This is a genomic window from Streptomyces sp. NPDC045695, from assembly GCF_056432025.1.
This window is the reverse complement of the sequence record NZ_JBWKJU010000013.1, coordinates 74,590-100,967: the sequence shown is the minus strand read 5'-3', so window position 1 is coordinate 100,967 and position 26,378 is coordinate 74,590. Positions and strand designations below refer to the sequence as shown.

The 26,378-nt window shown below is 74.4% G+C and carries 26 protein-coding genes; 15 read left to right on the top strand and 11 right to left on the bottom strand.

Annotated elements, in window-relative coordinates; all coding sequences use genetic code 11:
• The first annotated feature begins 55 nt into the window (after positions 1-55).
• Positions 56-664 (top strand): carbonic anhydrase, encoded by a 609-nt coding sequence (locus AC07DU_RS22470; protein WP_479033875.1) that lies wholly within the window; start codon positions 56-58, stop codon positions 662-664.
• 60 nt (positions 665-724) lie between these two features.
• Positions 725-1,195: a cyanase gene (gene cynS, locus AC07DU_RS22465; protein WP_453373612.1), complete on the top strand. Its 471-nt coding sequence runs from the start codon at positions 725-727 to the stop codon at positions 1,193-1,195.
• A 236-nt stretch (positions 1,196-1,431) separates the two neighbouring features.
• Here the strand turns inward: cynS and AC07DU_RS22460 are convergent, their stop codons facing one another.
• Entirely contained in the window at positions 1,432-1,845 is a 414-nt protein-coding gene (locus AC07DU_RS22460; RefSeq protein ID WP_453373613.1) for a rodlin, read from the bottom strand.
• A 240-nt stretch (positions 1,846-2,085) separates the two neighbouring features.
• Here AC07DU_RS22460 and AC07DU_RS22455 point away from each other — a divergent pair, with 240 nt between their 5' ends.
• On the top strand, positions 2,086-3,591 hold the full coding sequence (locus AC07DU_RS22455) for an AMP-binding protein (protein WP_479113124.1): 1,506 nt from the start codon (positions 2,086-2,088) through the stop codon (positions 3,589-3,591).
• Positions 3,592-3,610: 19 nt separating this feature from the next.
• Here AC07DU_RS22455 and AC07DU_RS22450 read toward each other — a convergent pair whose 3' ends face one another.
• Positions 3,611-3,793, bottom strand: coding sequence for a hypothetical protein (locus tag AC07DU_RS22450; protein WP_453373615.1), 183 nt, complete (start codon positions 3,791-3,793; stop codon positions 3,611-3,613).
• 198 nt (positions 3,794-3,991) lie between these two features.
• The gene (locus AC07DU_RS22445) at positions 3,992-4,408 is read right to left on the bottom strand and encodes a YciI family protein (protein ID WP_479033869.1); all 417 of its coding nucleotides are present in this window, start codon (positions 4,406-4,408) and stop codon (positions 3,992-3,994) included.
• 163 nt (positions 4,409-4,571) lie between these two features.
• Here AC07DU_RS22445 and AC07DU_RS22440 point away from each other — a divergent pair, with 163 nt between their 5' ends.
• Together AC07DU_RS22440 and AC07DU_RS22435 are read left to right on the top strand one after the other, a co-directional pair.
• Positions 4,572-5,003 carry a GNAT family N-acetyltransferase gene (locus AC07DU_RS22440; protein WP_360905201.1) on the top strand — a complete coding sequence of 144 codons (432 nt, stop codon included), beginning with the start codon at positions 4,572-4,574 and terminating at the stop codon, positions 5,001-5,003.
• 162 nt (positions 5,004-5,165) lie between these two features.
• Positions 5,166-5,876 carry a hypothetical protein gene (locus AC07DU_RS22435; RefSeq protein ID WP_479113122.1) on the top strand — a complete coding sequence of 237 codons (711 nt, stop codon included), beginning with the start codon at positions 5,166-5,168 and terminating at the stop codon, positions 5,874-5,876.
• A 20-nt stretch (positions 5,877-5,896) separates the two neighbouring features.
• On the opposite strand, the gene AC07DU_RS22430 is transcribed toward AC07DU_RS22435, so the two are convergent.
• On the bottom strand, positions 5,897-6,604 hold the full coding sequence (locus tag AC07DU_RS22430; protein WP_479113120.1) for a lysophospholipid acyltransferase family protein: 708 nt from the start codon (positions 6,602-6,604) through the stop codon (positions 5,897-5,899).
• Positions 6,605-6,941: 337 nt separating this feature from the next.
• On the opposite strand from AC07DU_RS22430, the gene AC07DU_RS22425 reads away from it, so the two are divergent.
• On the top strand, positions 6,942-9,365 hold the full coding sequence (locus tag AC07DU_RS22425; RefSeq protein WP_479113118.1) for a D-alanyl-D-alanine carboxypeptidase family protein: 2,424 nt from the start codon (positions 6,942-6,944) through the stop codon (positions 9,363-9,365).
• A 69-nt stretch (positions 9,366-9,434) separates the two neighbouring features.
• On the opposite strand, the gene AC07DU_RS22420 is transcribed toward AC07DU_RS22425, so the two are convergent.
• From AC07DU_RS22420 to AC07DU_RS22405, 4 genes are all read right to left on the bottom strand, one after another.
• Positions 9,435-10,271: a hypothetical protein gene (locus tag AC07DU_RS22420; protein ID WP_453373621.1), complete on the bottom strand. Its 837-nt coding sequence runs from the start codon at positions 10,269-10,271 to the stop codon at positions 9,435-9,437.
• Entirely contained in the window at positions 10,271-11,548 is a 1,278-nt protein-coding gene (locus AC07DU_RS22415; protein WP_479113117.1) for a VWA domain-containing protein, read from the bottom strand. The genes AC07DU_RS22420 and AC07DU_RS22415 overlap by 1 nt, the downstream gene beginning before the upstream one ends.
• A gap of 74 nt (positions 11,549-11,622) precedes the next feature.
• Entirely contained in the window at positions 11,623-13,254 is a 1,632-nt protein-coding gene (locus tag AC07DU_RS22410) for an FAD-dependent monooxygenase (RefSeq protein WP_479113116.1), read from the bottom strand.
• Positions 13,255-13,356: 102 nt separating this feature from the next.
• Positions 13,357-13,767: an organic hydroperoxide resistance protein gene (locus AC07DU_RS22405; protein ID WP_360905275.1), complete on the bottom strand. Its 411-nt coding sequence runs from the start codon at positions 13,765-13,767 to the stop codon at positions 13,357-13,359.
• Positions 13,768-13,893: 126 nt separating this feature from the next.
• On the opposite strand from AC07DU_RS22405, the gene AC07DU_RS22400 reads away from it, so the two are divergent.
• The 3 genes from AC07DU_RS22400 to AC07DU_RS22390 all read left to right on the top strand — a co-directional run bounded on the left by AC07DU_RS22400 (position 13,894) and on the right by AC07DU_RS22390 (position 16,687).
• The gene (locus AC07DU_RS22400) at positions 13,894-14,388 is read left to right on the top strand and encodes a MarR family winged helix-turn-helix transcriptional regulator (RefSeq protein WP_360905276.1); all 495 of its coding nucleotides are present in this window, start codon (positions 13,894-13,896) and stop codon (positions 14,386-14,388) included.
• 88 nt (positions 14,389-14,476) lie between these two features.
• Positions 14,477-15,511 (top strand): PHP domain-containing protein, encoded by a 1,035-nt coding sequence (locus tag AC07DU_RS22395; protein ID WP_479113114.1) that lies wholly within the window; start codon positions 14,477-14,479, stop codon positions 15,509-15,511.
• Positions 15,512-15,655: 144 nt separating this feature from the next.
• Complete coding sequence (locus AC07DU_RS22390) at positions 15,656-16,687, top strand: saccharopine dehydrogenase family protein (protein ID WP_479033849.1); 1,032 nt, start codon at positions 15,656-15,658, stop codon at positions 16,685-16,687.
• Between the two features lie 39 nt (positions 16,688-16,726).
• Here the strand turns inward: AC07DU_RS22390 and AC07DU_RS22385 are convergent, their stop codons facing one another.
• A complete protein-coding gene (locus AC07DU_RS22385; RefSeq protein ID WP_479113112.1) occupies positions 16,727-17,587 on the bottom strand; it encodes a UbiA family prenyltransferase in 861 nt (286 codons plus the stop codon).
• Positions 17,588-17,663: 76 nt separating this feature from the next.
• On the opposite strand from AC07DU_RS22385, the gene AC07DU_RS22380 reads away from it, so the two are divergent.
• The 3 genes from AC07DU_RS22380 to AC07DU_RS22370 are packed head-to-tail and all read left to right on the top strand — an operon-like array spanning position 17,664 to position 20,361.
• Positions 17,664-18,725, top strand: a complete 1,062-nt coding sequence (locus tag AC07DU_RS22380) for a type III polyketide synthase (RefSeq protein WP_479113110.1) — start codon at positions 17,664-17,666, stop codon at positions 18,723-18,725.
• Between the two features lie 59 nt (positions 18,726-18,784).
• Positions 18,785-19,339: an isoprenylcysteine carboxyl methyltransferase family protein gene (locus AC07DU_RS22375; RefSeq protein WP_479113214.1), complete on the top strand. Its 555-nt coding sequence runs from the start codon at positions 18,785-18,787 to the stop codon at positions 19,337-19,339.
• Entirely contained in the window at positions 19,336-20,361 is a 1,026-nt protein-coding gene (locus tag AC07DU_RS22370) for an NAD(P)/FAD-dependent oxidoreductase (protein WP_479113108.1), read from the top strand. Before AC07DU_RS22375 ends, AC07DU_RS22370 begins: the two co-directional genes overlap by 4 nt.
• 37 nt (positions 20,362-20,398) lie before the next feature.
• Here the strand turns inward: AC07DU_RS22370 and AC07DU_RS22365 are convergent, their stop codons facing one another.
• Positions 20,399-21,055 (bottom strand): TetR/AcrR family transcriptional regulator, encoded by a 657-nt coding sequence (locus tag AC07DU_RS22365; RefSeq protein ID WP_479113106.1) that lies wholly within the window; start codon positions 21,053-21,055, stop codon positions 20,399-20,401.
• 113 nt (positions 21,056-21,168) lie between these two features.
• Between AC07DU_RS22365 and AC07DU_RS22360 the strand changes: the two genes are divergently transcribed.
• The 3 genes from AC07DU_RS22360 to AC07DU_RS22350 all read left to right on the top strand — a co-directional run bounded on the left by AC07DU_RS22360 (position 21,169) and on the right by AC07DU_RS22350 (position 25,723).
• Positions 21,169-22,797, top strand: a complete 1,629-nt coding sequence (locus tag AC07DU_RS22360) for an ABC-F family ATP-binding cassette domain-containing protein (protein WP_479113104.1) — start codon at positions 21,169-21,171, stop codon at positions 22,795-22,797.
• A gap of 22 nt (positions 22,798-22,819) precedes the next feature.
• Entirely contained in the window at positions 22,820-23,713 is an 894-nt protein-coding gene (locus tag AC07DU_RS22355; protein ID WP_479113102.1) for a Vgb family protein, read from the top strand.
• A 438-nt stretch (positions 23,714-24,151) separates the two neighbouring features.
• Positions 24,152-25,723, top strand: a complete 1,572-nt coding sequence (locus AC07DU_RS22350) for a carboxylesterase/lipase family protein (RefSeq protein ID WP_479113212.1) — start codon at positions 24,152-24,154, stop codon at positions 25,721-25,723.
• On the opposite strand, the gene AC07DU_RS22345 is transcribed toward AC07DU_RS22350, so the two are convergent.
• On the bottom strand, positions 25,707-26,375 hold the full coding sequence (locus AC07DU_RS22345; protein ID WP_479113100.1) for a hypothetical protein: 669 nt from the start codon (positions 26,373-26,375) through the stop codon (positions 25,707-25,709). The genes AC07DU_RS22350 and AC07DU_RS22345 overlap by 17 nt on opposite strands.
• Between the last annotated feature and the right edge of the window lie 3 nt (positions 26,376-26,378).

The window sequence follows — 26,378 nt, the reverse complement described above, 5'->3', positions numbered from 1 at the left end:
TGCATGGTGGAACACGTCAAGCCCCCCGGGGCGCATCCCACCAGAGGGAGTGACCATGCAGGCCCAGCACGATCTTTCGGACGGCGTCGCACGCTTCCAGCACGAGGTCTTCCCGGCGAAGGTGGAGCTCTTCGCCCGCCTGGCCGAGACCCATCGGCCGGACACCCTGTTCATCGGCTGCTCCGACGCCCGCGTGGTGCCGGAACTGATCACCCAGAGCGAGCCGGGCGAGCTGTTCGTCATCCGCACCGCCGGAAACCTCGTCCCCGCCTACGCGCCGGGCCCCGACGGCGTGACCGCCAGCATCGAGTACGCCGTCGCCGTCCTCGGCGTCAGCGACATCGTGGTGTGCGGGCACTCCGCCTGCGGAGCGATGACCGCACTGGCCGAGGGTACGGACCTGAGCGCCACCTCCTCCGTCGCGGGCTGGCTACGGCACGCGGACGCCTCGGTGGCCCGTACGGCGGGCGCCGGACCGGACCGGCTGGCCGCGCTGGTCCGCGAGAACGTGCGCGCCCAGCTGGCGAACCTGGCCACCCATCCCTCGGTCGCCCGCGCCCGGGCCGCGGGCGCCCTCACCCTGCGCGGCTGGGTCTACGACATCCGGACCGGCGGGGTCGCGGAGGTCGCCGGCGCGGACCACCCGGCCGCCCTGGCCCTCTGACCCCGCCCACCCGCCCCCGCTTCCCCCACCGCTCACCTTCACACAAAGGACACCTTCCGCATGCTGCACGCCCAGTTCGACCCCACCGCCCGCCAGGACCTGGCCGCCGCCATCACCCTGGCCAAGGCCCGCAAGGACCTCTCCTGGCAGGAACTCGCCGATGCCGCGGGCCTGTCGGTCGCCTACGTCACCGCCGCCCTGCTGGGCCAGCACGCCCTGCCCGAGACCGCGGCGCGGTCGGTCGCCGGACTGCTGGACCTGGACGAGGACGCGGTACTGCTCCTCCAGACGATCCCGACCCGCGGATCGATCGGCGGCGCCGTCCCGACCGACCCGACGATCTACCGCTTCTACGAGATGCTCCAGGTCTACGGGACCACCCTGAAGGCGCTGGTGCACGAGCAGTTCGGCGACGGCATCATCAGCGCGATCAACTTCAAGCTGGACGTCAGGAAGGTCGCCGACCCCGACGGCGGCGAGCGCGCCGTGATCACGCTGGACGGGAAGTACCTCCCGACGAAGCCCTTCTGATCTCCGACGGCTCCCGGTACCCCTATTCGGGCATGCATGCCACAGAGCCTCCGGCCCAGTCGGGCCGGAGGCTCTGTGACGTGCAGTGCAGTGTGGTGCGGTGCCCACGGTGACGGCCGCTTTCGGCCGGCGCGCGCCGGTGGTCGGAACGGATCCGCGGATGCAGGTGGAACAAGCCGGGGCCCCGTGGGCACTCGCGCAGGCGTCGGAGGCCCCGGCTCGCAGAGGGGACTGCGTCAGCTGCCGGCCGAGAGGTTGCCCGACAGGACCGGGATGTTGTCCAGGATGTGGGAGAGCGGCTCGTCACCCTTGGCCTGGGTGGAGTTCTCGGTGCACTGCTGGTTCTGCGGGTTGGACAGGACGTTGACGTCCTGGACGCCGATGTTGGCGATGAGCGCGAACACGGACTGAACGTTGACCTTGGCGGGCAGGCCGATGCAGGGCTTGTTCAGGGTGCCCTGGACCAGGCCGAGCTGCGGGCTCAGGTCGCCGTGGGTCTTCTGGTTGCCGTAGATCTGCTGGGAACCATTGCCGTTGACCGTGTTGATCCCGTTGTCGTTGCCAATGGCCATCGCCGGAGCAGCCAGGGCGGCGCCCGCGCCGATGATCGACGCGGTAACTGCGGCGGTGGCCATCATCTTCTTGATCATCAGTGGTCCTCATGTCGCACGAGTGCATGGTGGTGAGCGCTTTGATCAACGCCCGGCGCGACCACAGGTTCCGCCGCTTCACCCGAACAGCGGCATGTCGAATGAGGCGGGCGGGTACGGGGGACGATGGGCAACGGGGACGATGGGCGGCGTAACGGGCGGCCGCGGAACCGAGGGAACGAGTCCGGGACGCGTGCGTGACGCCGTCCATGACGCGGGCGCGGGAGAGGCGGGTCGCAGGTGGTGGCCGCACGGTACGTCACAGAGCTGGTTCAGGCGTTGGAGCGGTACGCGGGACGGCCCGCGATCGGGGCCGGGCCGGTCGTCATGGAGTTCCAGGAGGTGCTCGACCACGCCGGCCGGCTGGCCGGGGTGCTCGCCGACGCGGGCGTCGGCCGCGGGTCGGGGCTGGCCTGCGTGGCGGGATCGAACCGGGCTGAGGTGCTGCTGGTGCGGATCGCGGCCCACCTGCTGGGCGCCCGGCTCACCCAGGTGTTCACCGGACCGGCCCTGCACGGCCTGGACTTCATCCTGCGGGACTGCCGGCCGGACCTGGTGGTGCACGACGGGCCGGCGCCCGGGACCGCGGCGCCCCGGCTCGGCCTGGACGAGCTGGTGCGGCGGGCCGCGCAGCGGGAGGCCGCGGCGGTGCCGGTACGGGCCCGCGAGGACGACATGGCCCGGGTGACCTACACCGGCGGGACCACGGGGCGACCCAAGGGGGTGGCGTCCACCTTCGCGGCCATGGCCGCGCGCAACGCCGTACGCCCGGCGGGCTGGGCGGAGTCGGTCCACCTGTCGGTCACGTCGCTGGCGCAGCGCGCCGGCGGGCGGTGCCTGGAACAGCTGCGGGCCGGCGGGCGGGTGGAGCTCCTGGACCCGTTCGGCACGCGGGAGTTCGCGGCCGCGTGCCGCCGCCTCGGGCCGGTGTCCACGTACCTGACGACCTCGATGGTGTACCGGCTGCTGGACGACCCCGTGACGGCCCGCGGGGTGCCCGGGCTGGAGACGGTCTCGTACGGCGATTCGCCCATCCTCCCGGACCGGCTGCGGGAGGCGGTGACCCGCTGGGGCGGCCGCTGGCAGCAGGGCTACGGCATGAACGAGGCCGCGGTGATCTGCCGCCTCACCCCCGCCGACCACGACGCCGCGGTGGGCCGGCGGCCCGAGCTGCTGGCCTCGGTCGGCAGGCCCGTCGCGGGCGTGGAGGTCGAGGTGCGCGACGATGGGGGCTCGGTACTGGCGGCCGGACGCAGCGGCGAGGTGTGGATGCGGTCGGCGGCGATGATGTCCGGGTACTGGGGCCGGCCCGAGCTGACGGCCGAGGCGCTGCGCGACGGGTGGCTGCGGACGGGGGACGTCGGGCACTTCGGCGAGGACGGCTACCTGTACCTCGACGACCGGGTCAAGGACGTGGTGATGGTCGACGGGGACAACGTGTACTGCTTTCCGGTCGAGGCCGCGCTCGCCCGGCATCCGGCCGTGGCGCGGGCGGTGGTGGTGGGGCGGCACAGCGACCTGACGGGTGAGGAGGTGTGCGCCTTCCTCGTGCCGGCGACGGGGTGTGCCCCCAGCGCCGAGGCGGCCGCCGAGGCCTGCGACCTGGTGGAGAAGGAGCTGGCCCCGGCGCACCGGCCGACCACGGTCTTCTGGGAGCGGACGATCCCGCTGACCGCGCGGGGAAAGCCCGACAAGCGCCGACTGCGGGAACACGCCGAGGGCGGTGCGGACGCGCCCCGGCGGTAGCGCCGGGCTCCTAGGCCGTCTAAGCGGCCGGTACGACCGAGGCCCTTATCGCGGCGGCCCACTCCCCCAGCAAGGTGGCGTGCCGGATGCGCTCCGCGTCGGTGAGACGGCCTTCGGCGCGGGCGAAGAGGCAGCGGATGTCGCCGTTGATCTCGGCGAGGGAGCGTTCCGGTGCGGGGCTGTGGTCAGGGGTCGGGCTCACGTGATCAAGAGTAGGCGGCAGGTACGACACCCGTGGACCATGTCCGTCATGCGGACGCCAGGTTCCGGACTGCGGATCATCGCTCCGCGAGCCGGGCGGCCCTCGGCGACCCGGATCAGCCAGCCGCGCGGATGGCCGGGACGGCCTCCTTGGGCCACTGGCGGGCGGCGGTCCTCGCTCGCGGGCCGGGATCGGCCGTCATGTCTCGGTCCCCGAGGTGGTGTCGACGGGCTGCACGACGACCGGGTAGTGGGGCGCGCCCTCGGGCAGCGGGCACGCGTAGGCGCGAGCGGCGATCTCGGCGGCCCGGGCGAAGTCGGGGACGTCGACGATCCAGTAGCCGGCCAGTACCTCCTTGGCCTCCCCGTAGGGTCCGTCGGAGATCACGGGGGCGCCGTCGGCGCCGGTGGTCACGAGGCGGGCCTGTCGGGGTTCGGCGAGGCCCTGGCCGTCGACCCATTCACCCGACTCGGCGAGGTCGTCGTTCAAGGCGCTCATGTGGTCGAACATCGCCTTGAGGTCCGCCTCGGACCAGGCCGGGCTGCCGCTGCTCGCCTTGCCGGACATGGCGTCGTAGTCGGCCTGCTTGCCGAGAACCATCAGCATGTACTTCATGGGGTGCCACCCTTCTGCCGGCCGGCCCCATTCCGGGGCCTCTCGCACGGGACGTCGGAGCCGTCGTTCCCATTGCGACACGTCGGCCGTGTCCGCGCGCGGGGGACGGGAGGCCGGGCAGGGGGCCGGACGGGGCGGGCAGGGGGCCGATTACGCTGGCCCCATGAAGATCATTGACCTGGAGCCGAGCGATCCCCGGCTGACCGATGACCTGCTTCCCGTACTGCTCGAACTGCGGCCCCACCTCACCCCGGAGCTCTTCCGCACGATCCTCGCGGAGGGGCAGGGCCAGGGGCTGCGCTTCACCGCGGCGTACGACGCGGACGGCGGATGCGTGGGCGCGGCGGGCTGGAGGATCGTCGCCAACACTTCCACGGTCCGCATGCTCTACGTCGACGACCTGGTCACGGCCTCCGCCGCCCGCTCGACCGGCGTGGGCCGCGCGATGCTGGCCCATCTGGAGGACCACGCCAGGGCGGCCGGCTGCACGGTCCTGACGTTGGAGTCCGGCACGCAGCGGACCGACGCCCACCGCTTCTACTTCCGCGAGCGGATGGCCGTGACGGCCTTCTCCTTCGACAAGCCGCTCGTCTGACGGGGACCGGGCGCCCGGTGACTCCGCGGTTCCGTGACGCCGTGACCTGTGACCTGTGACGCCGTGACCGAACCGTCCTCGTCCCGAGTCCGGATCGGCCTCGCCGGGCCGGTGGCCGCTTGTTAGGTTCCTGCCACTGTCGACCGCGAGGGGAACCGTTTCATGCCAGTATCCGCAGGGCCCCGCAGGGGCCCGGGCGTCGTCGCCGTGGCGGCCGTCCTACTGGCGGGCGCCGCCGGGTGCGCGGACGGGGCCGGCAGGGGCACGGCGGCGGCTCTGGCCCCGGCGTCCTCTTCCGCGCCTGCGTCGCCCTCTCCCTACGCCACGGCCACGGCCTCGGGCTCCGCGCCCGCTTCCGCTTCCCCGTCCGGGCCCGTCACGCCGTCGGCCCTGAGCACGACCCGGGCGACGACACCGCCCGCCGTCCCCACCGGGCTGACGGTCGCGGTCGACACCCGGGGCGGCCGGCTCGCCCTCGCACGGGGTGGCGCTCCGCAGGAGTTCACCGTCACCCTGCGGAACGGGAACTCCGCCGCGTACCGCCACCTCGTGGTCGCCTTCCAGATGGAGTTCCTCGTCGGTAAACCCGGCGACCAGCCGGGCAGCGGGCCGGGCTTCCTGCTGGAACGTTTCGATACGGCCTCGGGCGCCTGGCGCCCGGCCACCCTCCGCATCGCCAACGACGCCGAGCCACCATCCGCGTTCACGGGCGGTGCCCCGCTCGCCCGCGAGACCGTCCGCGTCGAGCGCTACCGGCTGAGCGCGACCGCGGGCGGGCCGACGGGCACCACCCCGGTGATGGTGTCCTTCATCGACGCGGACGGCGACCGGGAGGCCGCGGCGCACGTGAACCTCGGGCACAGCACCCGCTGAGGACCGTCACGCAGTGCGCGCTACCGCTCCCGCGCCCCGGGAGCGTCCTCGGACGCGCAGGGCGTACCCGACACCGGCTCGCCGAGGGCGCGCGCGGCGGTCCGCCAGGCTGCGGTGACGGCCTTCCGGGCCCGCTCGGTGGCCTCCAGTACCCGGTCGGGACGGTCGGGAAGGTGGAACGGGGAGCCGATGTGGACGTGTACGCAGGGCCTGCGGAGCGGAGCGGTGAGCACTCCGGCGAGCTGCTTGGCGCCGCTGCCCGAGCACAGGCGGCGAGCGCCGGCCTGGCCGACGGGCACGACGGGGGCGCCGGTCGCGGCGGCGAGCCGGGCCAGGCCGCTGCGGAAGGGACCCGGGGCCGACTCGCCCGCGTCGAGGCGGACGGGCAGCCCGCCTTCGCCGTACAGCAGCACGCTGCGGCCGGAGGCGAGGGCGACGGCCGCGGCGTCCAGGGAGCCGGCGGCGCGGGCGGTACCGCGGTGGACGGCGATGTGCCCTTCGCGCCGGAGCGCGGCGCCGAGCAGCGGTACGCGCCACAGGCCGCCGGTGGCCAGGATGACGGGCTCGATCCCGTACCGGCGCAGCGCGGCGACCACGACGGCGGGGTCGGCGAGGGAGGTGTGGTTGGCGACGAGGATGCTGCCCGGAGCGGGCCGCGGCCCGGGGGCGGCGGTGACCGTCAGGTTCCCGAAGGCGGGTACGACGGCGGCGGCGATTCGGCTGAGCATGGACGGCCCCGTTCGGTGGTGCGGCGACGTGCTTCGGTGGTGCGGTCCATGGTCGGACGGGGGCGGTGCGGGGTCATGAGTAGGCGTACTCAACCCCGCCTGGTGCTGCGGGGGTCGGCGCGTGCGGTGCGTCGCCCCCGCGGGGGAGGTCGGAGTATGACCGAACGGTCACAAGATCGGAGGCGGGGAACGACCACGGGCGCGGCGGACATCTAGCAGGTCGGCGTGGCTCCGCGACGGGGCTTCGCCGACGGAATCGGAAGAGACCGGCGGGCTGTTCGCCACCGCGTGGGCGGTGGGGCGGCCGGCCGGGTGCGAGCGGCAAGGCGGGGCTTGGATGAAGGCGATAACGGTGGCGGGCGGCTCTTCGGACGATCCGGAGGTCGAGGGAACCGCGCTCCCCGCAGAGGGCGAGGCGGACGAGGCAGCCGAGGCAGCGGCAAAGCGCCCCGCCGAAGCTCCCCGAACCGACCCGCACCCCGGTCCGGGCACCGACACGGCGGCCCAGACGCCTGCCGAGACCCCCGAAGCCGAAGCGGAAGCCGAGGCGCCGGACAACACCGACGCCCCGGTGGAGCCCGACCGGGCCGAGCCGCAGCCTCCCGCCGAAGCTCCCGAAGACGAGGCGGATGCCCAGCCGGAGGGCGACACCGCGGACACGGCCGCGCAAATGCCTGCCGAACCGGCCGCCGACGGCGAAGCCGACGCCACGGTCGGGGCCGACGCCACGGCGCACACGGCTCCCGAAGCTCCCGCGACCGAGCCGACGCCCCTAGTGGCGCCCGACGTGGAAGCCGAAGCCGAAGGGCCGGACACCGACGCCACGGTGGAGCCCGACCAGGCCGAGCCGCAGGCCGACGCAGCGGCGCAGGTTCCCGCCGAAGCTCCCGAAGGCCAGGCGGACGCCCAGCCGGATGGCGACACCGCGGACACGGCGGCGCAGACGCCCGCCGAAGTGGAAACCGCAGCCGACACCGAAGTGCCGGAAACCGACGCCACGGTGGAGCCCGACCAGGCCGAGCCGCAGGCCGAGCCGCAGGCCGACGCAGCGGCGCAGGCTTCCGCCGAAGCACCCGGAGACGAGGCGGACGCCCAGCCGGATGACGACCCCGCGGACGCGGCCGTGCAGACGCCCGCCGCAGCGGCCGCCGACGACGTCGAAGCGCCGGATGCCGACACCCCGGTGATGCCCGACCGGGCCGAGCCGGAGGCCGCCGACACGACGGCCGAGGCTCCCGTAGCCGAGCCGGCCGATGATGCCGGGGACGGCCCGGAGCCCGAGCCGCAGGCCGGACCCGCGCAGGCCAAGTCGGCCCGGCCCGCGCCCTCCTGGGCGCGGGAGGTGGAGGCCGATGCCGAGCGGACCAGCCGGTTCGTGAGGCTGAAGGGGCTCGACGCCGCCGCGCCCGCGGCGGCTCCCGCACAGCCCGATCGGCCGGCGGCCCCGCTCGACCTGCTCGCCTCGCTCACCGACAGCGCCGCCGCGCCGCAGAGCCCGCGCCGGACCGCGCTGCGGCGCGTGAAGGTGTGGACGCCGGTCCTGCTCCTCCTCGCCGGTGCCTACGCCGGCGCCCAGCTGCTGCGCCCGCTGCCCACCCCGCACATCGTCGCCGCCGAGACCGGCCGTACCGGCAGCGTCGAGGGGCAGTTCTCGATCCCCTGGCCCGCGAAGGGCCAGGGCGCCGTCCGCATCTCCGGCTCCGGCTCCGGCTCCGGCGACATCGGCACGTTCGGCGAGCAGAAGCCCGTCCCGACGGCCAGCGTCGCCAAGGTGATGACGGCGTACGTGGTCCTCAAGGGCCACCCGCTGCGCAAGGGCGAGCCCGGGCCCGTCATCACCGTCGACGCCAAGGCCGTGGCCGACGGCACCGCCGAGCACGAGTCCCGGATCGTGGGCCTCACCACCGGTACCAAGTTCAGCCAGCAGGACATGCTCAAGATGCTCATGATCCCGTCGGGGAACAACATCGCCCGCCTGCTGGCGCGCTGGGACACGGGCACCGACAACGAGGCGGCCTTCGTCGCGAAGATGAACGCCGCCGTCCGCGAACTCGGCATGAAGGACACCACGTACACCGACCCGAGCGGCTTGGACGCGGGCACCGTCAGCACCGCCGCGGACCAGCTCAAGCTCGCCGAGGCGGTCATGAAGGACGAGGCGTTCCGCGCGATCGTCGCGCTGCCCAACGCCACCATCAAGGGGCTGCCCGAGCCGATCCTCAACAACAACGAGAGCCTGCTCACGGCCCAGGGCCTCAGCATCCGGGGCATCAAGACCGGCTCCAGCACGCCTGCGGGCGGGACCCTCATGTGGGCGGCGTACAAGTCGATCGGGGACGAGACCCCGCTGATCCTGGGCACGTTGATGGACCAGCGCGTGGACGGCCCGGACCCGGACGCCATCAACAGCCTGGCGCTGGTGAAGACGAACAGCAAGAAGATCATCGAGGCGGTGCGGACGGCACTCGCGTCGGCCCCGGTCGTCCGCAAGGGCCAGACCGTGGGGTACGTGGACGACGGGCTCGGCGGCCGTACCCCGCTCGTGGCCACCAAGGACCTGAACGTGATCGGCGTACCGGGCCAGCAGGTGAGGCTGTCCCTCGTCGCAGGCGCCTCACCGCTGCCGCACACCGCGAAGGCGGGCTCCGAGGTCGCGGTCCTGACGGCCGGCGACGGGGAGGGGGCCAAGAGCGTGCCGGTGGCGGTCCGGGGCGCCCTGGCCGAGCCCTCGCTCGGGACGAGGCTCACGCGCCTCGGCTGATCGGACGGGCAAGGAGGTGACCACGTAGGGAAGGGCGGCCGCGGCGCCGGGCCGCGGCCGCCCGTCCCGTCAGGCGCCGGGCGGGACGCGGGAGGGGCGGCCCGCGCCGCGCGTCAGGGAGTAGCCGAAGATGCCGGCGATCGCCCCGAGGATTCCGCCGGCCGCGGTCCAGATCCAGCGGTCCGACCACCAGCCGCCGGACCAGCCGTCCTCCGGCTCGCGCAGGGTGCCGGTGACGGTGGCGGGGACCAGCGGCGTGGAGAGGGCGCCGTCCACCGCGTGGGCGCCGCCGGTCTCCTTCACTTCCGCCTCGACGGCCGCGCGTACGGGCAGGCCCTTGTCCTCGTCCGGCAGGTCGACGACCGTCAGGCGGACGTAGTAGCTGCCCGGCAGCGGATCGTTGGCCCACGGCTCGGCGCCGGCGCGGACCGTGCGCAGGGTGCAGGACAGTGCGACCGAGGCGGCGTCCTTGGCCGCGGCCTCGCTCTGCATGCCGTAGGTGCACGCCTGCCGACGGCGCAGTCCGTCGTACACGTCGAGCTGCCACGTCGACGCGCCGTGCCGGGAGGCCGGTTCGGGCAGGGTGACCGTGGCCTTCACCGTGACGCGCTGCTGGGCGTCGACGGGGAGCACCCAGTAGAGGTAGTCGCCGGAGGAGGCCTGCGCCGTGGCCTTCTGGCCCGGGCGGAACGCCGTGGCGGTGCGGAAGCTGGTGCCCGCCTCGGTCGGTGCTTTCTCGCCCGCGTCCTTGCCCGCGTCCTTCCCGGCGTCCTTGCCCGAGCTCGCGCCGGGAGTGGCGCTGGGCGACGGCGTGTCCGCGACGGCCGTGCCCACGGCCGCTCCCGCCACCGTGAGGGCGGCGGCCGCGGCCAGCAGGGCGGCGGTCAGTGTGCGTACGGTACGCATCAGTTGGTCCTCCAGACGGAGATGCGCCAGCGGGAGATCCATCCCCACACCAGGCCGGCCAGCAGCCCGCTGAGCGCCAGCACGGCAAGGAGCCACCAGCCCCGCCCGAGGCCGAAGGCGGCGGCGTCGGACGCCTCGTCGGGGCCGTCCACCAGATCGATGGTCAGCTCGACGGGCATGCCCGGGGTGGTCTTGACGGACGCGGGGGCGGAGAAGGAGTTGCTGACCTGGAGGCAGACCGTCTCCGCCGCGTTCTTGGAGTCCGAGTCCTCACCGTCGGCTTCGGCCTTCGGGTAGCGCAGGCCGGTCGACAGGACGTCGGTACGCCCGTCACCCCCCTCGGAGCCGCGCACGATCTCGCGTCCGTGGACGGTCGTGGCCCGCAGCAGGACGCCGTAGTCGTTGTTGACGGCGCGGTCGGCGGCGATGCTCGCCGAGGCGCGCAGTTCCTGGCCCGGGCGGACGTCCACCCGGTACCAGCGGTGTTCGCCGAAGCTCTCGCGGTCGCTGTAGAGGCCGGGCTTCAGCAGCGGGGCGCCCTCGCAGCGCTTGGCGCCCTCGGTCGCCACCGGGTTGACGACGGGGTCGGCGGCGCGGTCCACCAACTGGCGGACCCTGCTCGACAGTTCCGCCTTGTGCTGTACGGAGGTGTAGGTGCCGCCGGTGGCCTCGGCGATGCAGGTCAGCTGGGCGCGGGTCTTGGCGTCCGGGACCAGGCCGAGGGTGTCGATGACGAGGTGGATGCCCTTGGCGGCGATGTCGCGCGCCACCTCGCACGGGTCGAGCGGGGCGCAGGTGTCCTCGCCGTCGGTGATGAGGACGATCCGCTTGGTGGCGTCGCCGCCCTCCAGGTCCTGGGCCGCCCCGAGCAGGGCCGGTCCGATCGGCGTCCAGCCGGTGGGGGCGAGCGTGGCCACGGCCGTCTTCGCCTCGGTCCGGTTGAGCGCGCCGACCGGGTACAGCTGCTTGGTGTCCTTGCAGCCGAGCGCCCTGTCCTCGCCCGGGTAGGTGGCCCCCAGCGTCCGTATGCCGAGGCGCACTTCGTCGGGCACGGCGTCGATGACCTCGTTGAAGGCCTGCTTCGCCGCGGCCATCCGGGACTGGCCGTCGATGTCGGTGGCCCGCATGGAGCCGCTGACGTCCAGGACCAGATCGACCTTGGGGGGTTCCTTCGCCGTCGGTCCGTCGGCGGCGGTGGCGCTCGCCGGGAAGAGCCCGACGGCCAGGGCGGCGAGCAGGCCGCACGCCCTTGCCGCCAGCCGTTTCGTTGTGATCATCGCCGGATCGTATTGAGGATCGTCCGGCAATCCAAAACGTGATCCGGGCACCGGCTTTCAGGAGGGCGGGGCCGTTATCCGGACGCCTCGGCGCTCGCGGCGAAGACGGCGGCGAGGTGGGCGGCCAGCAGCTGCGGGGACGGTGGGGACAGGCGCGCGCCGAGGTATCCGTCGGGGCGGATCACGAAGGCAGTGGGCTGTTCGGCCGCGTAGCGCAGGGCGAACTCGCCCAGGGCGTCCCAGCAGGCCGGCAGCTCGGTCGCGTCGGCCGGGGCGTCGACGGGCAGGACCGCGCAGACCTCCACGCGGCCGCGGGAGGACTCCCTCGCCGTCAGGGCGAGTTCGTCGAGGCCCGTGCCGTACAGCAGCAGTACGTGGTCGCGGTCCCGCAGCAGGTCGTACAGGCGCATCGGGTACGAGGCGATCTGCCGGGTGAGGCCGCCGCAGTCCGGCGCCCGATCGCCCGGCCGCGGCCCCTGGCCCTCGCCGGGCGGGTCCACGACGGGGCTGCCGCGGTAGCCGACGAGCAGTTGGGCCTCGCGCAGCAGCACGGTCAGCCGGTCGTCCGGGTCGGCCTGGACCCCCTCCGTGGCGTGCCGCACGGTGCGGGCGACGACTTCCTCGCCGACCGGCCGGCGCTCCGCGTCGTAGCTGGCGAGGAGGCCGGGGTGGGCCGCGCCCTCGACGGCGAGGGCGAGCTTCCAGGCCAGGTTCCAGGCGTCCTGGATACCGGTGTTCATGCCCTGGGCGCCGGTGGGCGGGTGGATGTGCGCCGCGTCGCCGGCGACGAAGACCCGGCCGTCGCCGTAGTGGTTCACGATGCGGTGGCTGATGCGGAACACCGAGGCCCACCGGATGTCGGAGGCGGTGGCCGGGCGGGGCGAGAGCCGGTCCAGGACGGCCTGGATGTCGGCCAGTTCGGGAGCCCGTCCGTCTTGCAGGCCGTGCGCGACGCCGTCGGAGCCGGTCGCGGCCCGGGCTTCGGTGGACAGTTCGGGCGGCACCGTCATCGACGTCCGGTACCGGCCCGCGCCGGGCAGCGGGATGCACACAAGGCCGTCGTCGATCGCGCCGGAGGCGTCGCGGTGCAGGGAGCGCACGCCGTACTCGTGCGGCAGGTCCCAGTCGAGTTGCACGTCGGCGAGCATGTACTCCTCGGGGAAGGCGGCGCCCTCGAAGGTGAGCCCGAGACCCTTGCGGACGATGCTGTGCGCGCCGTCGCACCCCACCAGGTACTGGGTGCGCACCTCTTCCTCCGTGCCGGAGGGGGTGTGCAGCCGGCAGGTGACCCCGTCGGCGTCCTGGGTGAATGACACCAGCTCGGTGCCGCGTTCGACCGTGGTCCCGAAGCGGCCCAGGAACTCGTCGAGGATGCGCTCGGTCTCGTACTGGGGCAGCGCCGCGAACCCGTAGGGCACCTCGGGCGGCACGGCGAGTTCGAGGCGGGGCTGCTCGACGCCGTTGACGTAGGTGAGCTGCCCGCGCAGCGGGACGGCGGCGTCCAGGGCGGCGCGCAGCAGTCCCATGCGGTCCCAGAGCTCCAGGGTGCGCGGCTGGATGCCCACGGCCTTCGCGAACAGCAGCCGGGCGGGCAGCCGGTCGATGATCCGGCAGGAGACTCCGCGTCTGCGGAGCTCCGCGGCCGTGGTCAGCCCGACCGGGCCGGCGCCGGTGACCAGTACGTCCGTTGCGTAGCTGTGCGCCACTGGCGCCTCCCGGCGTGCGGCCCCCGTGCGGATCGGTGCTCCTCCATGGTGGCCGCCCGCCCGGCGTCCGGCATCTTCACCCGGTGACGGGGTCGGCCGTCTTTACTCGATGACGAGGTCGACCTCGATGTTGCCGCGGGTGGCGCGGGAGTAGGGGCAGACCTCGTGCGCCTGCTTGACGAGCAGGGCGCCCGTCTCGCCGGCCAGGGACTCCGGGAGCTCGACGCGCAGGGTGACGCCCAGGCCGAAGCCGGCGCCGTCCTTACCGATGGAGACCTCCGCGGTGACCGAGACCTCGCTGGTGTCGGCCTTGGCCTGGCGGCCGACCAGGCCGAGCGCGCTGGCGAAGCAGGCGGCGTAGCCGGCCGCGAAGAGCTGCTCCGGGTTGGTGCCCTGTCCGTTGCCGCCGAGGGCCGGGGGCATGGCGAGGGCGAGGTCGATCTGGCCGTCGGAGCTGACGGTGCGGCCCTCGCGGCCGTTGGCGGTGGCGACAGCGGTGTAGAGCGCGTCCATGAGAGTCCCTCTCGCAGAAGTGAACCGTGGTGGCGGCCGGTGTCGGCCGCGCTCCTCTAGTAGAGCACGCAATTCAGTTGTGCACAATTCAATGCCGCTCAAGGCCGCCCGGGTACACTGGGTGACATGACCGAGCAGCCGACCGCCACCCACCCCGACCAGGACTTCCTGCGCCTGGACGGCCAGATCTGCTTCGCGCTGAACGCCGCGAGCCGCGCCTTCGGCGGCCTGTACCGCGTCATCCTCAAGGACCTGGGCCTCACCTATCCGCAGTACCTGGTGATGCTGGTGCTGTGGGAGCACGGCGAGCTGCCGGTGAAGGAGATCGGGCAGCACCTCCGGCTGGACTCGGGGACGCTGTCGCCGCTGCTCAAGCGGCTGGAGGCGGCCGGCCTGGTCCGCCGCGAGCGCAGCGCGGCGGACGAGCGCTCCGTACACGCCCACCTGACCGAGGAGGGCGCCGCGCTGCGCGCCCGCGCGGCGGAGGTGCCCCGGCGGATCGCGGCCTCGACCGGCTTCGAGCTGGGCGAGATCCTCGACCTCCAGGCCCGGCTGAACCGCCTCACCGCCGCCCTCGACGCGGCCGCGCCCCAGGAGGCGCGCGGGGCACAGGAGGAGTAGGGCCACAGGAGCGGGTCCGGGGCACAGCAGGCGTGCACGCCTCCCGCGCCGGACACTGGTCCGGGGGCCGGGAGGCTGGAGGTACGCGATGGACCCGGTGGCCGCGCTGGACCGGATCGCCTTCCTGCTGGAGCGGGCGCAGGCGCCCACGTACCGGGTGCGGGCCTTCCGTACGGCCTCGGCCGCGCTCGCACGGATGGGTGAGCACGAGGTGGCCGACCGGGCGCGGGCCGGTTCCCTGGAGGCCGTCAAGGGCATCGGCCCCAAGACGGCCCAGGTCGTGCGCGAGGCGCTCGGCGGGGCGGTGCCGTCCTATCTGCAGAAGCTGGAGGACGAGGCCGCGGCGCACCCCGAGGGGCCGCCCGCCACGCCCGCCGCCGCCGCGCTGCGGGCGGCGCTGCGCGGGGACTGCCACGTGCACTCGGACTGGTCGGACGGTGGCAGTCCGATCGAGGCGATGGGCCGCACGGCGGCCGAGCTGGGCCACGAATGGGCCGTGCTGACCGACCACTCGCCCCGCCTGACGGTCGCGCGCGGGCTCTCGCCGGAGCGGCTGCGCGAGCAGCTGGAGGTGGTGGCCGAGCTGAACGAGACCTGGGCGCCCTTCCGGCTGCTCACCGGGATCGAGTGCGACATCCTGGACGACGGATCGCTGGACCAGGAGCCGGAGCTGCTGGAGCGGCTCGACCTCGTCGTCGCCTCGGTCCACTCGAAGCTGCGGATGGACGCGCCCGCGATGACCCGGCGGCTGCTGAAGGCGGTGCGCAATCCGCTGATGGACGTACTGGGCCACTGCACGGGCCGGCTGGTGACCGGGCGGACCCGGCCGGAGTCCCGGTTCGACGCCGAGGCCGTCTTCGCCGCCTGCGCGGAGGCCGGCACCGCCGTGGAGATCAACAGCCGGCCGGAGCGCCTGGACCCGCCCCGGCGGCTGCTCCGGCTCGCCGTGGCGGCCGGGACCTTCTTCGCCATCGACACGGACGCACACGCCCCGGGACAGCTGGACTGGCAGATCCTGGGCTGCGAACGGGCCGTGGAGTGCGAGGTTCCGACCGAGCGCCTCATCAACACCTGGACGGCGGACCAGCTCCTGTCCTGGACCCGCACCCGGCGCGCGCCTTAGGCGGTGTCCGGGTCACCGCGCCTTCGGCGCCCACGCACCCACGTCCGAAATTGTACGGGCCATGTCGTTCCGGACACTCGCGCCCGTCGGCCGCCACCGCCAGGATGTACGTAGTTGAACATTCGACGACAGCGGGAGAACGTGATGACGACGGGTCAGACGGTGGCGGTTTTCGGCGCGTACGGGCACACCGGGCGCTTCGTGGTGGCGGAGCTGCGCAGGCGCGGGTTCGTCCCGGTCCTGTCCGGACGCGACGCGGACAAGCTGGAGGCGCTCGCGGCGTCCCACCCGGGTCTCGACGCCCGGCGGGCCACGGTCGGCGATCCGGCCTCGCTCGACCGCGCGCTGGCCGGCGCGGCCGCCGTCGTCAACTGCGCCGGGCCCTTCGCCACGACCGCCGCCCCGGTGATCGAGGCGGCCCTGCGCGCGGGGATCCCGTACGTGGACGTGGCGGCCGAGATCGAGGCCAATCTCGACACGCTCACGCAGTTCGCGGAGCGTGCCCGCGCCGCGGACACCGTGGTGATCCCGGCGATGGCCTTCTTCGGCGGCCTCGGCGACCTGCTGGTCACCGCGGCGATGGGCGACTGGACGGCGGCCGACGAGGTGCACGTCGCCTACGGGCTGAACAGCTGGCACCCGACGGCCGGAACACGCGACGCGGGAACGGTCTCCCGGGAGCGCAGGGACGGGCGGCGGGTGCGCTACAGCCAGGGGCGGCTGGAGTACGTCACCGACGCCGCGCCGACCCTGAAGTGGTCCTTCCCCGACCCGATGGGAACGCGGGCGGTGATCGGGGAGTTCAGCATGGCCGACGTCGTCACCGTCCCCAGCCACCTGTCCGTCCCCGAGGTGGTCTCGTACATGACCGTGGAGGCGGCCGGCGACCTGGCCGCCGCGCAGACGCCGGCGCCGACCGCGGTCGACGAGCAGGGGCGTTCCGCGCAGACCTTCCTCGTCGACGTGGTCGTACGCTCCGGCGGCGAGGAGCGGCGCGCCGTGGCGAGCGGCCGGGACATCTACGCCGTCAGCGCCCCGCTCGCCGTGGAAGCGGTCCACCGCGTCCTCACGGGACGGACCAAGGCGGTCGGCGCCCTCTCCGCCGGGGCGGCCTTCGACGCGGCCGACTTCCTCCGCGCCCTGTCCGCGGACATCTCACTGGAACTGCACCCGTAGCGGCGGGGCGTCCTGGTCGGCTCGCCGCGCAGGCCGCCCTCACCCCCCGAGCCCGGCCACCAGCAGCACCACGTCGAGCCCGGCCACGGCCATCGTGGCCAGGAACGGCAGCCGTCCGCCGGGCCGCCGGCCCGCGAGGAGCAGTGCCGCGGCCGTCGCGACCAGCAGCACCCGGCCGTACGCCGTCACCGGGCCCGGCGGCCCCAGGACCAGGGCGGCGGTCGAGCCGAGGACCAGCAGGCCGGCCAGCGCGGCCGAGACCCGTACGCCGAGCCGCTGCGGCAGCCCCACCACCCCGGTCGCGAGGTCGTCCTCGATGTCGGGCAGGACGTTGGCGAAGTGCGCGCCCGCACCCAGCAGGACCGCGGCGGCCGTCAGCCACGGCGGCGGCCAGGGCGCGCCGGGCAGGGCGAGGGTGACGAAGGCCGGCAGCAGGCCGAAGGCCAGGGCGTACGGGAACCAGGAGGCGGCCGTGCTCTTCAGCCGGAGGTTGTACGCCCAGGCGGCCGCCACGGCGAGGAGGTGCACGGCGCCGGCGAGCAGCCCACAGGCCAGCGACAGCGCGACGCACAGGAGCAGCGCCAGGGCCGCCGCCCGGGTGACGACGGCGGCTGGGACGGCGCCCGTCACCAGGGGTTTGTCGCGTCGGCCGGTGGCGAGGTCGCGTCGCAGATCGGCCCGGTCGTTGCACCAGCCCACCGACAGCTGCCCGGCGGCCACGGCGGCCACCGTGAGGCCCGCCCCCGGCAGGCCGCGGCCCGCCGCGACCGCCAGGGCGGCGCTGAAGACGGTCACCGCCGCCGCGGGAAGCGGGTGACACGCCGCCAGCAGGCCGGTCACGGTGCTCGCCGGCGCTGCGCTCTCGGGGAGCCGGGTCTTGTGCTGGGTTCGCGGGGACACGGCGACACGCTATGCGGCGCCGCGCCCGGTACGCCCGATTCCTGTCGATGTGTCAGTTCTTTTCTATGGTGAATCAATGACACGTGTCCTGGCAGTGCGCAGCGTGTTCCCGCCCCACCGCCACCTCCAGTCCGAGATCACGCAGGCGCTGGCCGGCTTCCTGCCGTCCGGCCCCGAAACCGCCCTGTTGCGCCGGGTCCATGCCTCGGTGCGCGTGGAGAGCCGTCACCTCGCCCTCCCGCTGGAGCGGTACGGGCCGGGGAACGACTTCGGCACGACGAACGCACTCTTCCTGCAAACGGCCCTGGAGCTCGGCTCCCGGGCCCTCGAACTGGTCCTCGCCGACGCCGGCCTGGCGGGGCGGGAGATCGATCTGGTCATGTCGACCACCGTGACCGGGCTCGCGGTCCCGTCCCTGGAGGCCCGCCTCGCCCCCGGCGCCGGGCTGCGCCCCGACGTGCGGCGGGTGCCCCTGTTCGGCCTCGGCTGCGCCGCCGGGGCCGCCGGGGCCGGGCACCTCCACGAGTACCTGTCGGGCCGTGCCGGGCACGCGGCCCTCCTGCTGTCGACCGAGCTCTGCTCGCTCACCCTCCAGGCCACCGACACCTCGATGGCGAACCTGGTGGCCGGGGCCCTCTTCGGTGACGGCGCCGCCGCCCTGGTGGCGGTGGGCCGCGACCATCCCCTGTACGCCACGGGCGCCGGACCCGAGGTGGTGGCCGCCCGCAGCCGTCTCTACCCGGGCACCGAGCACCTCCTCGGCTGGGACATCGGCCACTGGGGCATGCGCATGCTGCTCGGCCGCGAACTCCCCGACCTCGTCCGGCTGCACGTGGCCGAAGAGGTCGAGACCTTCCTCTCCGCGCACGACCTCAAGCCGCCGGACGTCGACGCGTGGATCTGCCATCCGGGCGGCCCGAAGATCCTCGACGCGCTCGCGGACGCGCTGGCACTGCCCGATACGGCCCTGGCGGCGAGCCGGCGTTCGCTGGCGACCGTGGGCAACCTCTCCTCCGCCTCGGTCCTGCACATCCTGGACGGCATCCAGAGCGCGGGGCCACCACCGCCGGGTTCGGTCGGGCTGATGCTCGCCTTCGGCCCCGGCTTCGCCTCCGAACTCGTCCTCCTGCGCTGGTGATCCCCATGAACCCCGTGAACCCCGTGAGCCCCGTGAACCCCATGAATCCGATGGACCCCATGAACCCGTACCTGCTGCTCATCGGCCTCGTCGTCGCCGAACGGCTCGCCGAACTGATCACGGCCCGCCGCCACACCGCCTGGAGCGTGGCGCGGGGCGCCCGCGAACACGGCCGCGGCCACTACCCCGCCATGGTCGCCCTGCACACCGCGCTGCTCGTGGGCTGCGTAGTGGAACCCTGGGCGGCCGACCGGCCCTTCCTCCCTTGGCTCGGCTGGCCGGCCCTCGCCGTCACCGTGCTGGCCCAGGGCCTTCGCTGGTGGTGCGTCGCCACGCTCGGACAGCGCTGGAACACCAGGGTGTTCGTCGTTCCGGGCCTGCCCCTGGTGGAGGCCGGACCGTACCGGCTGCTGCGCCACCCCAACTACGTGGCGGTGGTCGCGGAGGGGATCGCCCTGCCGCTGGTGCACACGGCCTGGCTGACCGCGCTCGGCTTCACCGTCCTCAACCTGCTGCTGCTGCGCGTGCGGATCGGCTGCGAGGACGCCGCCCTGACGGACGCGGGCCGGCTGCGCGCTCCCGCGTCCGTCACGTCGGCGAACACCGCGTCGTGATCGACCTGCTCATCGCGGGCGGCGGTCCGGCCGGGCTGGCCACCGCCATCCACGGAGCGCTCGCCGGCTTGGAGGTCGTGGTCGTCGAGCCGCGGCCCACGCCCATCGACAAGGCCTGCGGGGAGGGCCTGATGCCCGGCGCCGTACGCCACCTGCACGCCCTGGGCGTGCCGGTGACCGGGCAGCCCTTCCGCGGCATCCGCTACGTCGACGGCGTGAGCGGCCGGCACGCGGAGGGGCTCTTCCACAGCGGCCCCGGCCTCGGCTCCCGCCGCACGGCGCTCCAGGCGGCGCTGGCCGAACGGGCCGCACAGCTCGGCGTACGGGTTGTGCGCCAGCGCGTCGAGCAGGTGCGCCAGGACGAGCACCAGGTCAGCGCGGCCGGGCTCACCGCCCGCTACCTCGTGGCGGCGGACGGCCTGCACTCCCCCGTCCGGCGCGGCCTCGGCCTGTCGGCGCCGCCCGCGCCCGGCCGGCCCGCGCGCTACGGGCTGCGCCGCCACTACGCCGTCGCACCCTGGAGCGACCTCGTCGAGGTGCACTGGTCGGCGCAGTGCGAGGCCTACGTGACCCCGCTGGCGCCCGACCGGGTCGGCGTGGCCGTCCTGACCACCCGACAGGCCCCGTTCGACGTACAGCTCGCCCGTTTCCCCCTGTTGGCGCAGCGTCTGGCCGGACGCGCCGACACCCCGGCGCGGGGCGCCGGACCGCTGCGCCAAGGGGCTCGCGTACGGGTGGCGGGGCGCGTGCTGTTCGTGGGGGACGCGGCGGGGTACGTGGACGCGCTGACCGGGGAGGGGATCACCCTGGCGGTGACGGCGGCGGGCGAGCTGGTGCGCTGCGTACGGGCGGGCCGGCCGCAGGCGTACGAGCAGGCCTGGCGGGACCTGTCGCGCGGCTACCGCGTCCTGACCGGGTCCCTGCTCTGGGCCCGCCACCAGCCGCGGCTCGCCCCGCGGATCGTCCCGCTGGCCGCCCGCCTCCCCCGGGTGTTCACGCGGGCGGTGAACCTGCTCGCGTGACCCCCGTGCTCCAGCGGCCGGCCCCGGTCACCCGCCGTCACGCCCCCGGCGCCCCGTAGGCGCCCGCCCGCCCCGCCGCCGCGGCGCCGGCGGCGGCCCGGCCGGGGAGGGCCGGGTCCGGGGCCGCCCGCAGCAGGAGCAGCTCGTGGTAGAGCGGGGCGGTCGCCGCGACCAGCAGCGCGCGGGCGTCGGCCGGGCCCGGCAGTTCGCCCCGCCCGGCGGCGCGCGTGACGACCACCGCGCAGCGTGCGTAGCGGTCCTCCCAGAAACGGGCCAGGGCGCCCGCCGCCTCGGCCGAGCGGAAGCCGGCGGCGATCAGCGCCGTGGTCAGGCTGGGCCCGCCGCCCGCCAGGGCCTCGTAGACCTCCTGGTTGAGCGCGGTGAGGTCGCCCTCCAGTGATCCGGTGTCGGGCGGGCTCCACGTGTCGTCGGCCGCGGCGTCGAGTACGTCGGCCAGCAGGCCACCGACGTCGCGCCAGCGCCGGTAGACGGTGGTGCGGTGTACGCCGGCCCGCTCGGCGACCGCGTCGATCGTCAGCCCGTCGTACCCGCCCGCCATCAGCAACTCGCCCACCGCCGCCAGCACCCGGGCCCGGACGCGGGCGCTGCGGCCTCCCGTCCGGCGCCGCGGTGCGGCCGGATCCGGATGGCCTTCGTGGCCGGAACTCTCGCTTGTGTATTCAGCAGCGTCCATGGAACGATCTTAAAGCAACATTCGTCGCTATAAGGAGTCCCCGATGATCCTCACTCGCCCCTGCCGCCACCACGCCGCCCTCCCTTCAGCCCCCGAACCGCCGGAGCCGCTCCATGACCGCCCAGCTCACCGCGACTGACCTCGGCAAGTCCCACGCCGGCCGCACCGTCCTCGCCTCCGTCGACTGCTCCGTCACCGACGGAACCCGCCTCGGCATCGTCGGCGAGAACGGATCCGGCAAGTCGACCCTCCTGCGACTGCTCGCAGGTGCCGAACGTCCCGACACCGGCACGGTCACCGTCCGCGCCGACGGCGGCATCGGCTACCTCGCCCAGGAGGAACACCTCCCCGCCGACCTCAGCGTCCAGCAGGTCCTCGACCGCTCCCTCGCCGGACTGCGCGCCATGGAGGACCGCATGCGCGGCCTGGAGGCACGCATGGCCGACGGCGACACCACCGACGAGACCCTCACCGCCTACGCCGACCTCCTCACCGCCTTCGAACTGCGCGGCGGCTACGAGGCCGACGCCCGCACCGAACGCGCCCTGCACGGCCTCGGACTGGTCGGACTGCCCCGCGACCACACCGTCGGCGGCCTCTCCGGCGGCGTACAGGTCCGCCTGCGCCTGGCCGCACTGCTGGCCTGCGCCCCCGAGGTCCTCCTCCTCGACGAACCCACGAACCACCTCGACCACACGGCCCTCACCTGGCTGGAGGACCACCTCCGCGCCCGCCGCGGCATCACCGTCGCCGTCTCCCACGACCGGCAGTTCCTCGAACGCGTCACCACCGCCCTCCTGGAGGTCGACGGCGACCTGCACCGCACGGTCCGCTACGGCAACGGCTACGCCGGCTACCTCGCCGGCCGCGCCGCCGAGCACCAGCGCCGCTCCCAGGCCCACACCGCGTGGCGCGAGGAGACGGACCGGCTGCGGGAGTCCGCCGCCGTCACCGCCCGCAAGGTCGCCCCCGGCCGGGCCATGAAGGACGGCAACAAGATGGCCTACGACCGCGCGGCCGGCCGGGTCCAGCAGTCCCTGGCGAGCAGGGTCCGCAACGCCGAGGAACGCCTCGCCCGCCTGCTGGCCAACCCGGTCCCCGCCCCACCCGACCCGCTCCGTTTCACCGGCGTGCCGCGCACGACGTCCACCGCCCCTGCGCCGGGCCCGTCCCTCACGGCGTACGACGTGTCCCTGACGGGCCGTCTGGCACCGGTGGACCTCAGCCTGCCGCCCGGCGGCCGGCTCCTCATCACCGGCCCGAACGGCGTCGGCAAGAGCACGCTGCTCGGCGTCCTCGCCGGCACCGTCACCCCCGACCGGGGCCACGTGGTCCGCCCCGGCCGGACCGGACTGCTGACCCAGCACACCCACCCCGGACCGGCCCAGCGCCCCCTCCTCGCGGCCTTCGCCGCGGGCCGCGCCGGCACGCCCGAGGAGCACGCCGAACAGCTCCTCTCGCTCGGGCTGTTCGCCGCCGAACAGCTCACCACCCCGGTCGGCTCCCTCTCCGCGGGCCAGCGCCAGCGGCTCGCCCTGGCCCGGCTGGTCACCGAACCGGCCGACGTCCTGCTCCTGGACGAGCCCACCAACCACCTCTCACCCGCCCTGGCCGAGGAGCTCGACGAGGCCCTCGCCTCCTTCCCGGGCGCCGTGGTCGTCGTCAGCCACGACCGCCGCCTGCGCACCCGCTGGCAGGGCGACCGCCTCTCCCTCCGAGCCGCAGCCCCGGCCGCCGCCTGACCTCCACTTCGAAAGGTCCCCCTTGACCCAGACCCCGCCCCGCCTGATCCACACGTACGCCCTCACCACCCCGGGTGCCGGTCCCTACGCCCTCACCGCCGGCCCCGACGGCGCCATGTGGTGCACCCTGGTCCACGCGGGCCGCATCGCCCGTCTCACCCCCGACGGCCGGATCGACGAGTTCCCCCTCGACTCCCCCGACTGCGCCCCCACCCTGATCACCGCCGGCCCCGACGGCGCCCTGTGGTTCACCCGCTACCGCGACCACCGCATCGGCCGCATCACCCCCGACGGCGAAGCCCGCTCCTACCCCGTCCCCGGCTCCGGCCCGGGCCCGTACGGCATCACCGCCGGCCCCGCCGGCGCCGTCTGGTTCACCACGCTGCACACCGCGACCGTCACCCGCATCACCCCGGACGGCGAACTCGCCGAGCACGCCCTGCCCGACGGTTCCTTCCCGTCCTTCCTCACCACCACCTCCGACGGCGCCCTGTGGTGCACCCTCAACCAGGGCAACGCCCTCGCCCGGATCACCGTCACCGGCGAGACCGCCCTCCACCCCCTGTCCACTCCCGGCGCCGCCCCCGTCGGCCTCGCCGCGGCCCCGGACGGCGCCCTCTGGTTCGCCCAGATCGGCACGGGCCGCATCGGCCGCCTCACCCCCGGGGGCCTCACCGAACACCCCCTGCCGGATCCTCAGTGCCGCCCGCACGCCGTGGCGGTGGCCCCGGACGGCTCCTGCTGGTACACGGCTTGGGCCACGGGCCGCATCGGCCGCGTCACCCCGGACGGCACCGTGACCGAGTTCCCCCTCCCCAGCCCCACGTGCGAACCCCACGGCCTCGCCTTCGCCCCCGACGGCACCCTCTACGTCGCCCAGGAGAGCGGCGAGGTCACCCGCTGGAACGTCACCTGACGGCACGGCGGTGAGCTGACCACCGCCAACGGCGGAGGACCGGACCGGCCGGCATGAGCGGCTCGATCCGGTCCCCCGTCACATCAGTGCTCACTCACCGGACGGATACGTCCGATCAACTGACCGACCGATCACAGGGACACGCCTCCGGCTAGGTCGTCTGGCGGTTCGGTCTTCCGGTTGCGCCGCCGCGAGGATGATGGGGTCATTCATGGAAAGCTCCGTTCGCCGACGCGCGGGTCTACACATCGCGCGCCGGTCATCGTGCGTCATGGGAAGCGCACGCTTTGTTACATTGACTGACAGTTCTGCTCACTGCGCCATTCGGGGCGGGCAAACGGGTGTCGGCCCCCGCACCCCAAGGGGAAAGGGGCGAGGACCCTGCCCGACCTCGGCAAGATCCGCCGCTGGTGCGTCGCGCTGCTGCTGCCCCTGGTGATGCTGTCCTCGACGACGCTGCCGGCGGGCGCCGCGCCCGGTGCCGAGCGGCCCGTCGTGGACACCGACCGGGGGCCGGTGCGCGGACGCTCGCACGGGGCCTACCGCACCTTCGAGGGCATCCCCTTCGCCGCTCCCCCGACCGGCGCGCTGCGGTGGCGGCTGCCGGAGCCGGCGCCCCGCTGGAAGGGCGTGCGCGACGCCGGAGCCGCCGGTTCCCGCTGCGTGCAGCTGCCCGTGCTCGCGCCCGGCGGGCCGCTCGGCTCCGAGGACTGCCTCTTCCTCAACGTCACCGCTCCGACCGGCCCCGGGGCGCGGGGCGGGCTCCGGCCCGTCATGGTCTGGTTCCACGGGGGCGGTTTCTTCAGCGGCGCGGGCGATCATTACAAGCCCGAGCGGCTGGCCGTCGAGGGCGGCGCCGTGGTCGTGACCCTCAACTACCGGCTGGGCGTCTTCGGCCTGTTCGGCCATCAGGAGCTCGGCGGCGCGCCCGGTTTCGCCCTGGCGGACCAGCGGGCGGCGCTGCGCTGGGTGGGGGCGAACGCGGAGCGCTTCGGCGCGGACCCGCACAACATCACCGTCTTCGGTGAATCGGCCGGCGCCCTCAGCGTCTGCGCACACCTCACCTCCCCGGCGTCGGCAGGCCTCTTCCACAAGGCCGTCGTGCAGAGCGGATCGTGCTCGACCACGACACCGCCCCGCGCCCTGCTACCCGGCCTCGGCACCTACGAGCCCTTCGTGCCCGAACGGCGCACGGTCGCGGACGGCGCCCTCGCGGCGGCCCGGCTCGGCTGCGACCGCCCCACCGGCGTGATGGACTGCCTGCGCCGGCTCGACGCCCGCACGCTCGCCACCCCGGAGCTGATGCAGGGCTTCTCGCTGGTCTCCTACGGCAACAGCGCGCTGCCGGTGGAACCCCGGCGGGCGCTGGAGGCCGGGCGGTTCCACCGGGTGCCGGTGATGCAGGGCACCACGCAGGACGAGATGCGCCTCTTTCTGGCCCAGACCCTGGCGGCTTACCCGATCGATGACGCGAGCGCCTACCGGGCCCGCCTGGAGCGGTCCTTCGGCATCTCGACCGCCCGCGCCGTGGAAGCCGCCTACCCCGTGTCTGCCCACTCGACCCCGGCCGTGGCCTGGGCCACCGTGCTGACCGACGCGTCGTTCCTCTGCCCGACGCTGCGGGACGGCGAAGCACTGGCCCGCCACGTGCCGACGTACGGCTACCGGTTCAGCGACCGTGACGCGCCCGACTTCACCGGTCTGCCGCCGGCTCCGGGGCTGCCGTTGGGGGCGGCCCACGGCTTCGAACTGCCCTACCTGTTCACGATGGCGCCGCTGTCCGGTCCGCAGCGGGAGCTCGCGGACCGGATGACCGGCTACTGGACGGAGTTCGCCCGCACCGGCGTGCCGCGGGCGCCGCAGGCCCCGCACTGGCCGAGGTACCGGCCGACGGGTCCGGTGCTGTCGCTGGCGCCGGGGGCGGACCGGATCCGCACGGTGGACGCGCGCACCGAGCACCACTGCGCGCTGTGGGACGCGCGGTGGCCGGGGGTCACCAGCTCTGGGTGATGACGGTGCGTTCGGGGGTGCGCAGGACCACGGTGCCCTTGTCCCCGTAGACCTCGTGGCGCCACGCGGTGAACACCTCGGCGATGCGGCGGGCGTCCTCGGCGGCTCCCTTGCCCACGGAGCGGGTGGTGAAGGTGATCCAGGCGTCGCCGACCGTTCGGACCTTCCGGACGTAGGTCTGCTGGACGGCCATCTCGTCCGATTCCCTGCGGTGCTCGGCGTAGTAGGTGGCGAAGTCCTTCGTCATGTCGAACCAGTCCGCCGGGCCGCAGGGGCCACCGCCGTTGGGCGCCTCACCGTCGGTGGGCGGACCGGCGTAGGAGCCGCTGTCCTGATCGGTGGGCGGACCGGCGGGCGCGCCGGTGTCCTGGTCCGTGGGAGGGCCGGCTGGCGCACCGGTGTCCTCATCCGTGGGCGGGCCGGCCGGGGCGCCGGTGTCCTGGTCCGTGGGCGGGCCGGCGTGCGCGCCCGGGTCCTCGTCCGTCGTCAGGTGGAGGTCGCATTCGGCCGGTGCGGCGGTCGGTGCGGCGGTGGGTACGGGGGCGGGCGCCGCGGCCTGCCCCGCCCGTGTCGTGCCGCACCCCGCCAGCACTGCGCACAGCAGCCCAGCCACCACCGCTCGCCCCGTTACGGACCCCGCTGTCATCGTCATGAC

Excerpts from the sequence above, each read along its gene's own strand:
- AC07DU_RS22470 (WP_479033875.1), top strand. The coding sequence starts at position 56 with ATGCAGGCCCAGCACGATCTTTCGGACGGCGTCGCACGCTTCCAGCAC.
- cynS (WP_453373612.1), top strand. The coding sequence starts at position 725 with ATGCTGCACGCCCAGTTCGACCCCACCGCCCGCCAGGACCTGGCCGCC.
- AC07DU_RS22460 (WP_453373613.1), bottom strand. The coding sequence starts at position 1,845 with ATGATCAAGAAGATGATGGCCACCGCCGCAGTTACCGCGTCGATCATC.
- AC07DU_RS22445 (WP_479033869.1), bottom strand. The coding sequence starts at position 4,408 with ATGAAGTACATGCTGATGGTTCTCGGCAAGCAGGCCGACTACGACGCC.
- AC07DU_RS22440 (WP_360905201.1), top strand. The coding sequence starts at position 4,572 with ATGAAGATCATTGACCTGGAGCCGAGCGATCCCCGGCTGACCGATGAC.
- AC07DU_RS22435 (WP_479113122.1), top strand. The coding sequence starts at position 5,166 with ATGCCAGTATCCGCAGGGCCCCGCAGGGGCCCGGGCGTCGTCGCCGTG.
- AC07DU_RS22430 (WP_479113120.1), bottom strand. The coding sequence starts at position 6,604 with ATGCTCAGCCGAATCGCCGCCGCCGTCGTACCCGCCTTCGGGAACCTG.
- AC07DU_RS22425 (WP_479113118.1), top strand. The coding sequence starts at position 6,942 with ATGAAGGCGATAACGGTGGCGGGCGGCTCTTCGGACGATCCGGAGGTC.
- AC07DU_RS22420 (WP_453373621.1), bottom strand. The coding sequence starts at position 10,271 with ATGCGTACCGTACGCACACTGACCGCCGCCCTGCTGGCCGCGGCCGCC.
- AC07DU_RS22415 (WP_479113117.1), bottom strand. The coding sequence starts at position 11,548 with ATGATCACAACGAAACGGCTGGCGGCAAGGGCGTGCGGCCTGCTCGCC.
- AC07DU_RS22405 (WP_360905275.1), bottom strand. The coding sequence starts at position 13,767 with ATGGACGCGCTCTACACCGCTGTCGCCACCGCCAACGGCCGCGAGGGC.
- AC07DU_RS22400 (WP_360905276.1), top strand. The coding sequence starts at position 13,894 with ATGACCGAGCAGCCGACCGCCACCCACCCCGACCAGGACTTCCTGCGC.
- AC07DU_RS22395 (WP_479113114.1), top strand. The coding sequence starts at position 14,477 with ATGGACCCGGTGGCCGCGCTGGACCGGATCGCCTTCCTGCTGGAGCGG.
- AC07DU_RS22390 (WP_479033849.1), top strand. The coding sequence starts at position 15,656 with ATGACGACGGGTCAGACGGTGGCGGTTTTCGGCGCGTACGGGCACACC.
- AC07DU_RS22380 (WP_479113110.1), top strand. The coding sequence starts at position 17,664 with ATGACACGTGTCCTGGCAGTGCGCAGCGTGTTCCCGCCCCACCGCCAC.
- AC07DU_RS22375 (WP_479113214.1), top strand. The coding sequence starts at position 18,785 with ATGAACCCGTACCTGCTGCTCATCGGCCTCGTCGTCGCCGAACGGCTC.
- AC07DU_RS22365 (WP_479113106.1), bottom strand. The coding sequence starts at position 21,055 with ATGGACGCTGCTGAATACACAAGCGAGAGTTCCGGCCACGAAGGCCAT.
- AC07DU_RS22360 (WP_479113104.1), top strand. The coding sequence starts at position 21,169 with ATGACCGCCCAGCTCACCGCGACTGACCTCGGCAAGTCCCACGCCGGC.
- AC07DU_RS22350 (WP_479113212.1), top strand. The coding sequence starts at position 24,152 with ATGCTGTCCTCGACGACGCTGCCGGCGGGCGCCGCGCCCGGTGCCGAG.
- AC07DU_RS22345 (WP_479113100.1), bottom strand. The coding sequence starts at position 26,375 with ATGACGATGACAGCGGGGTCCGTAACGGGGCGAGCGGTGGTGGCTGGG.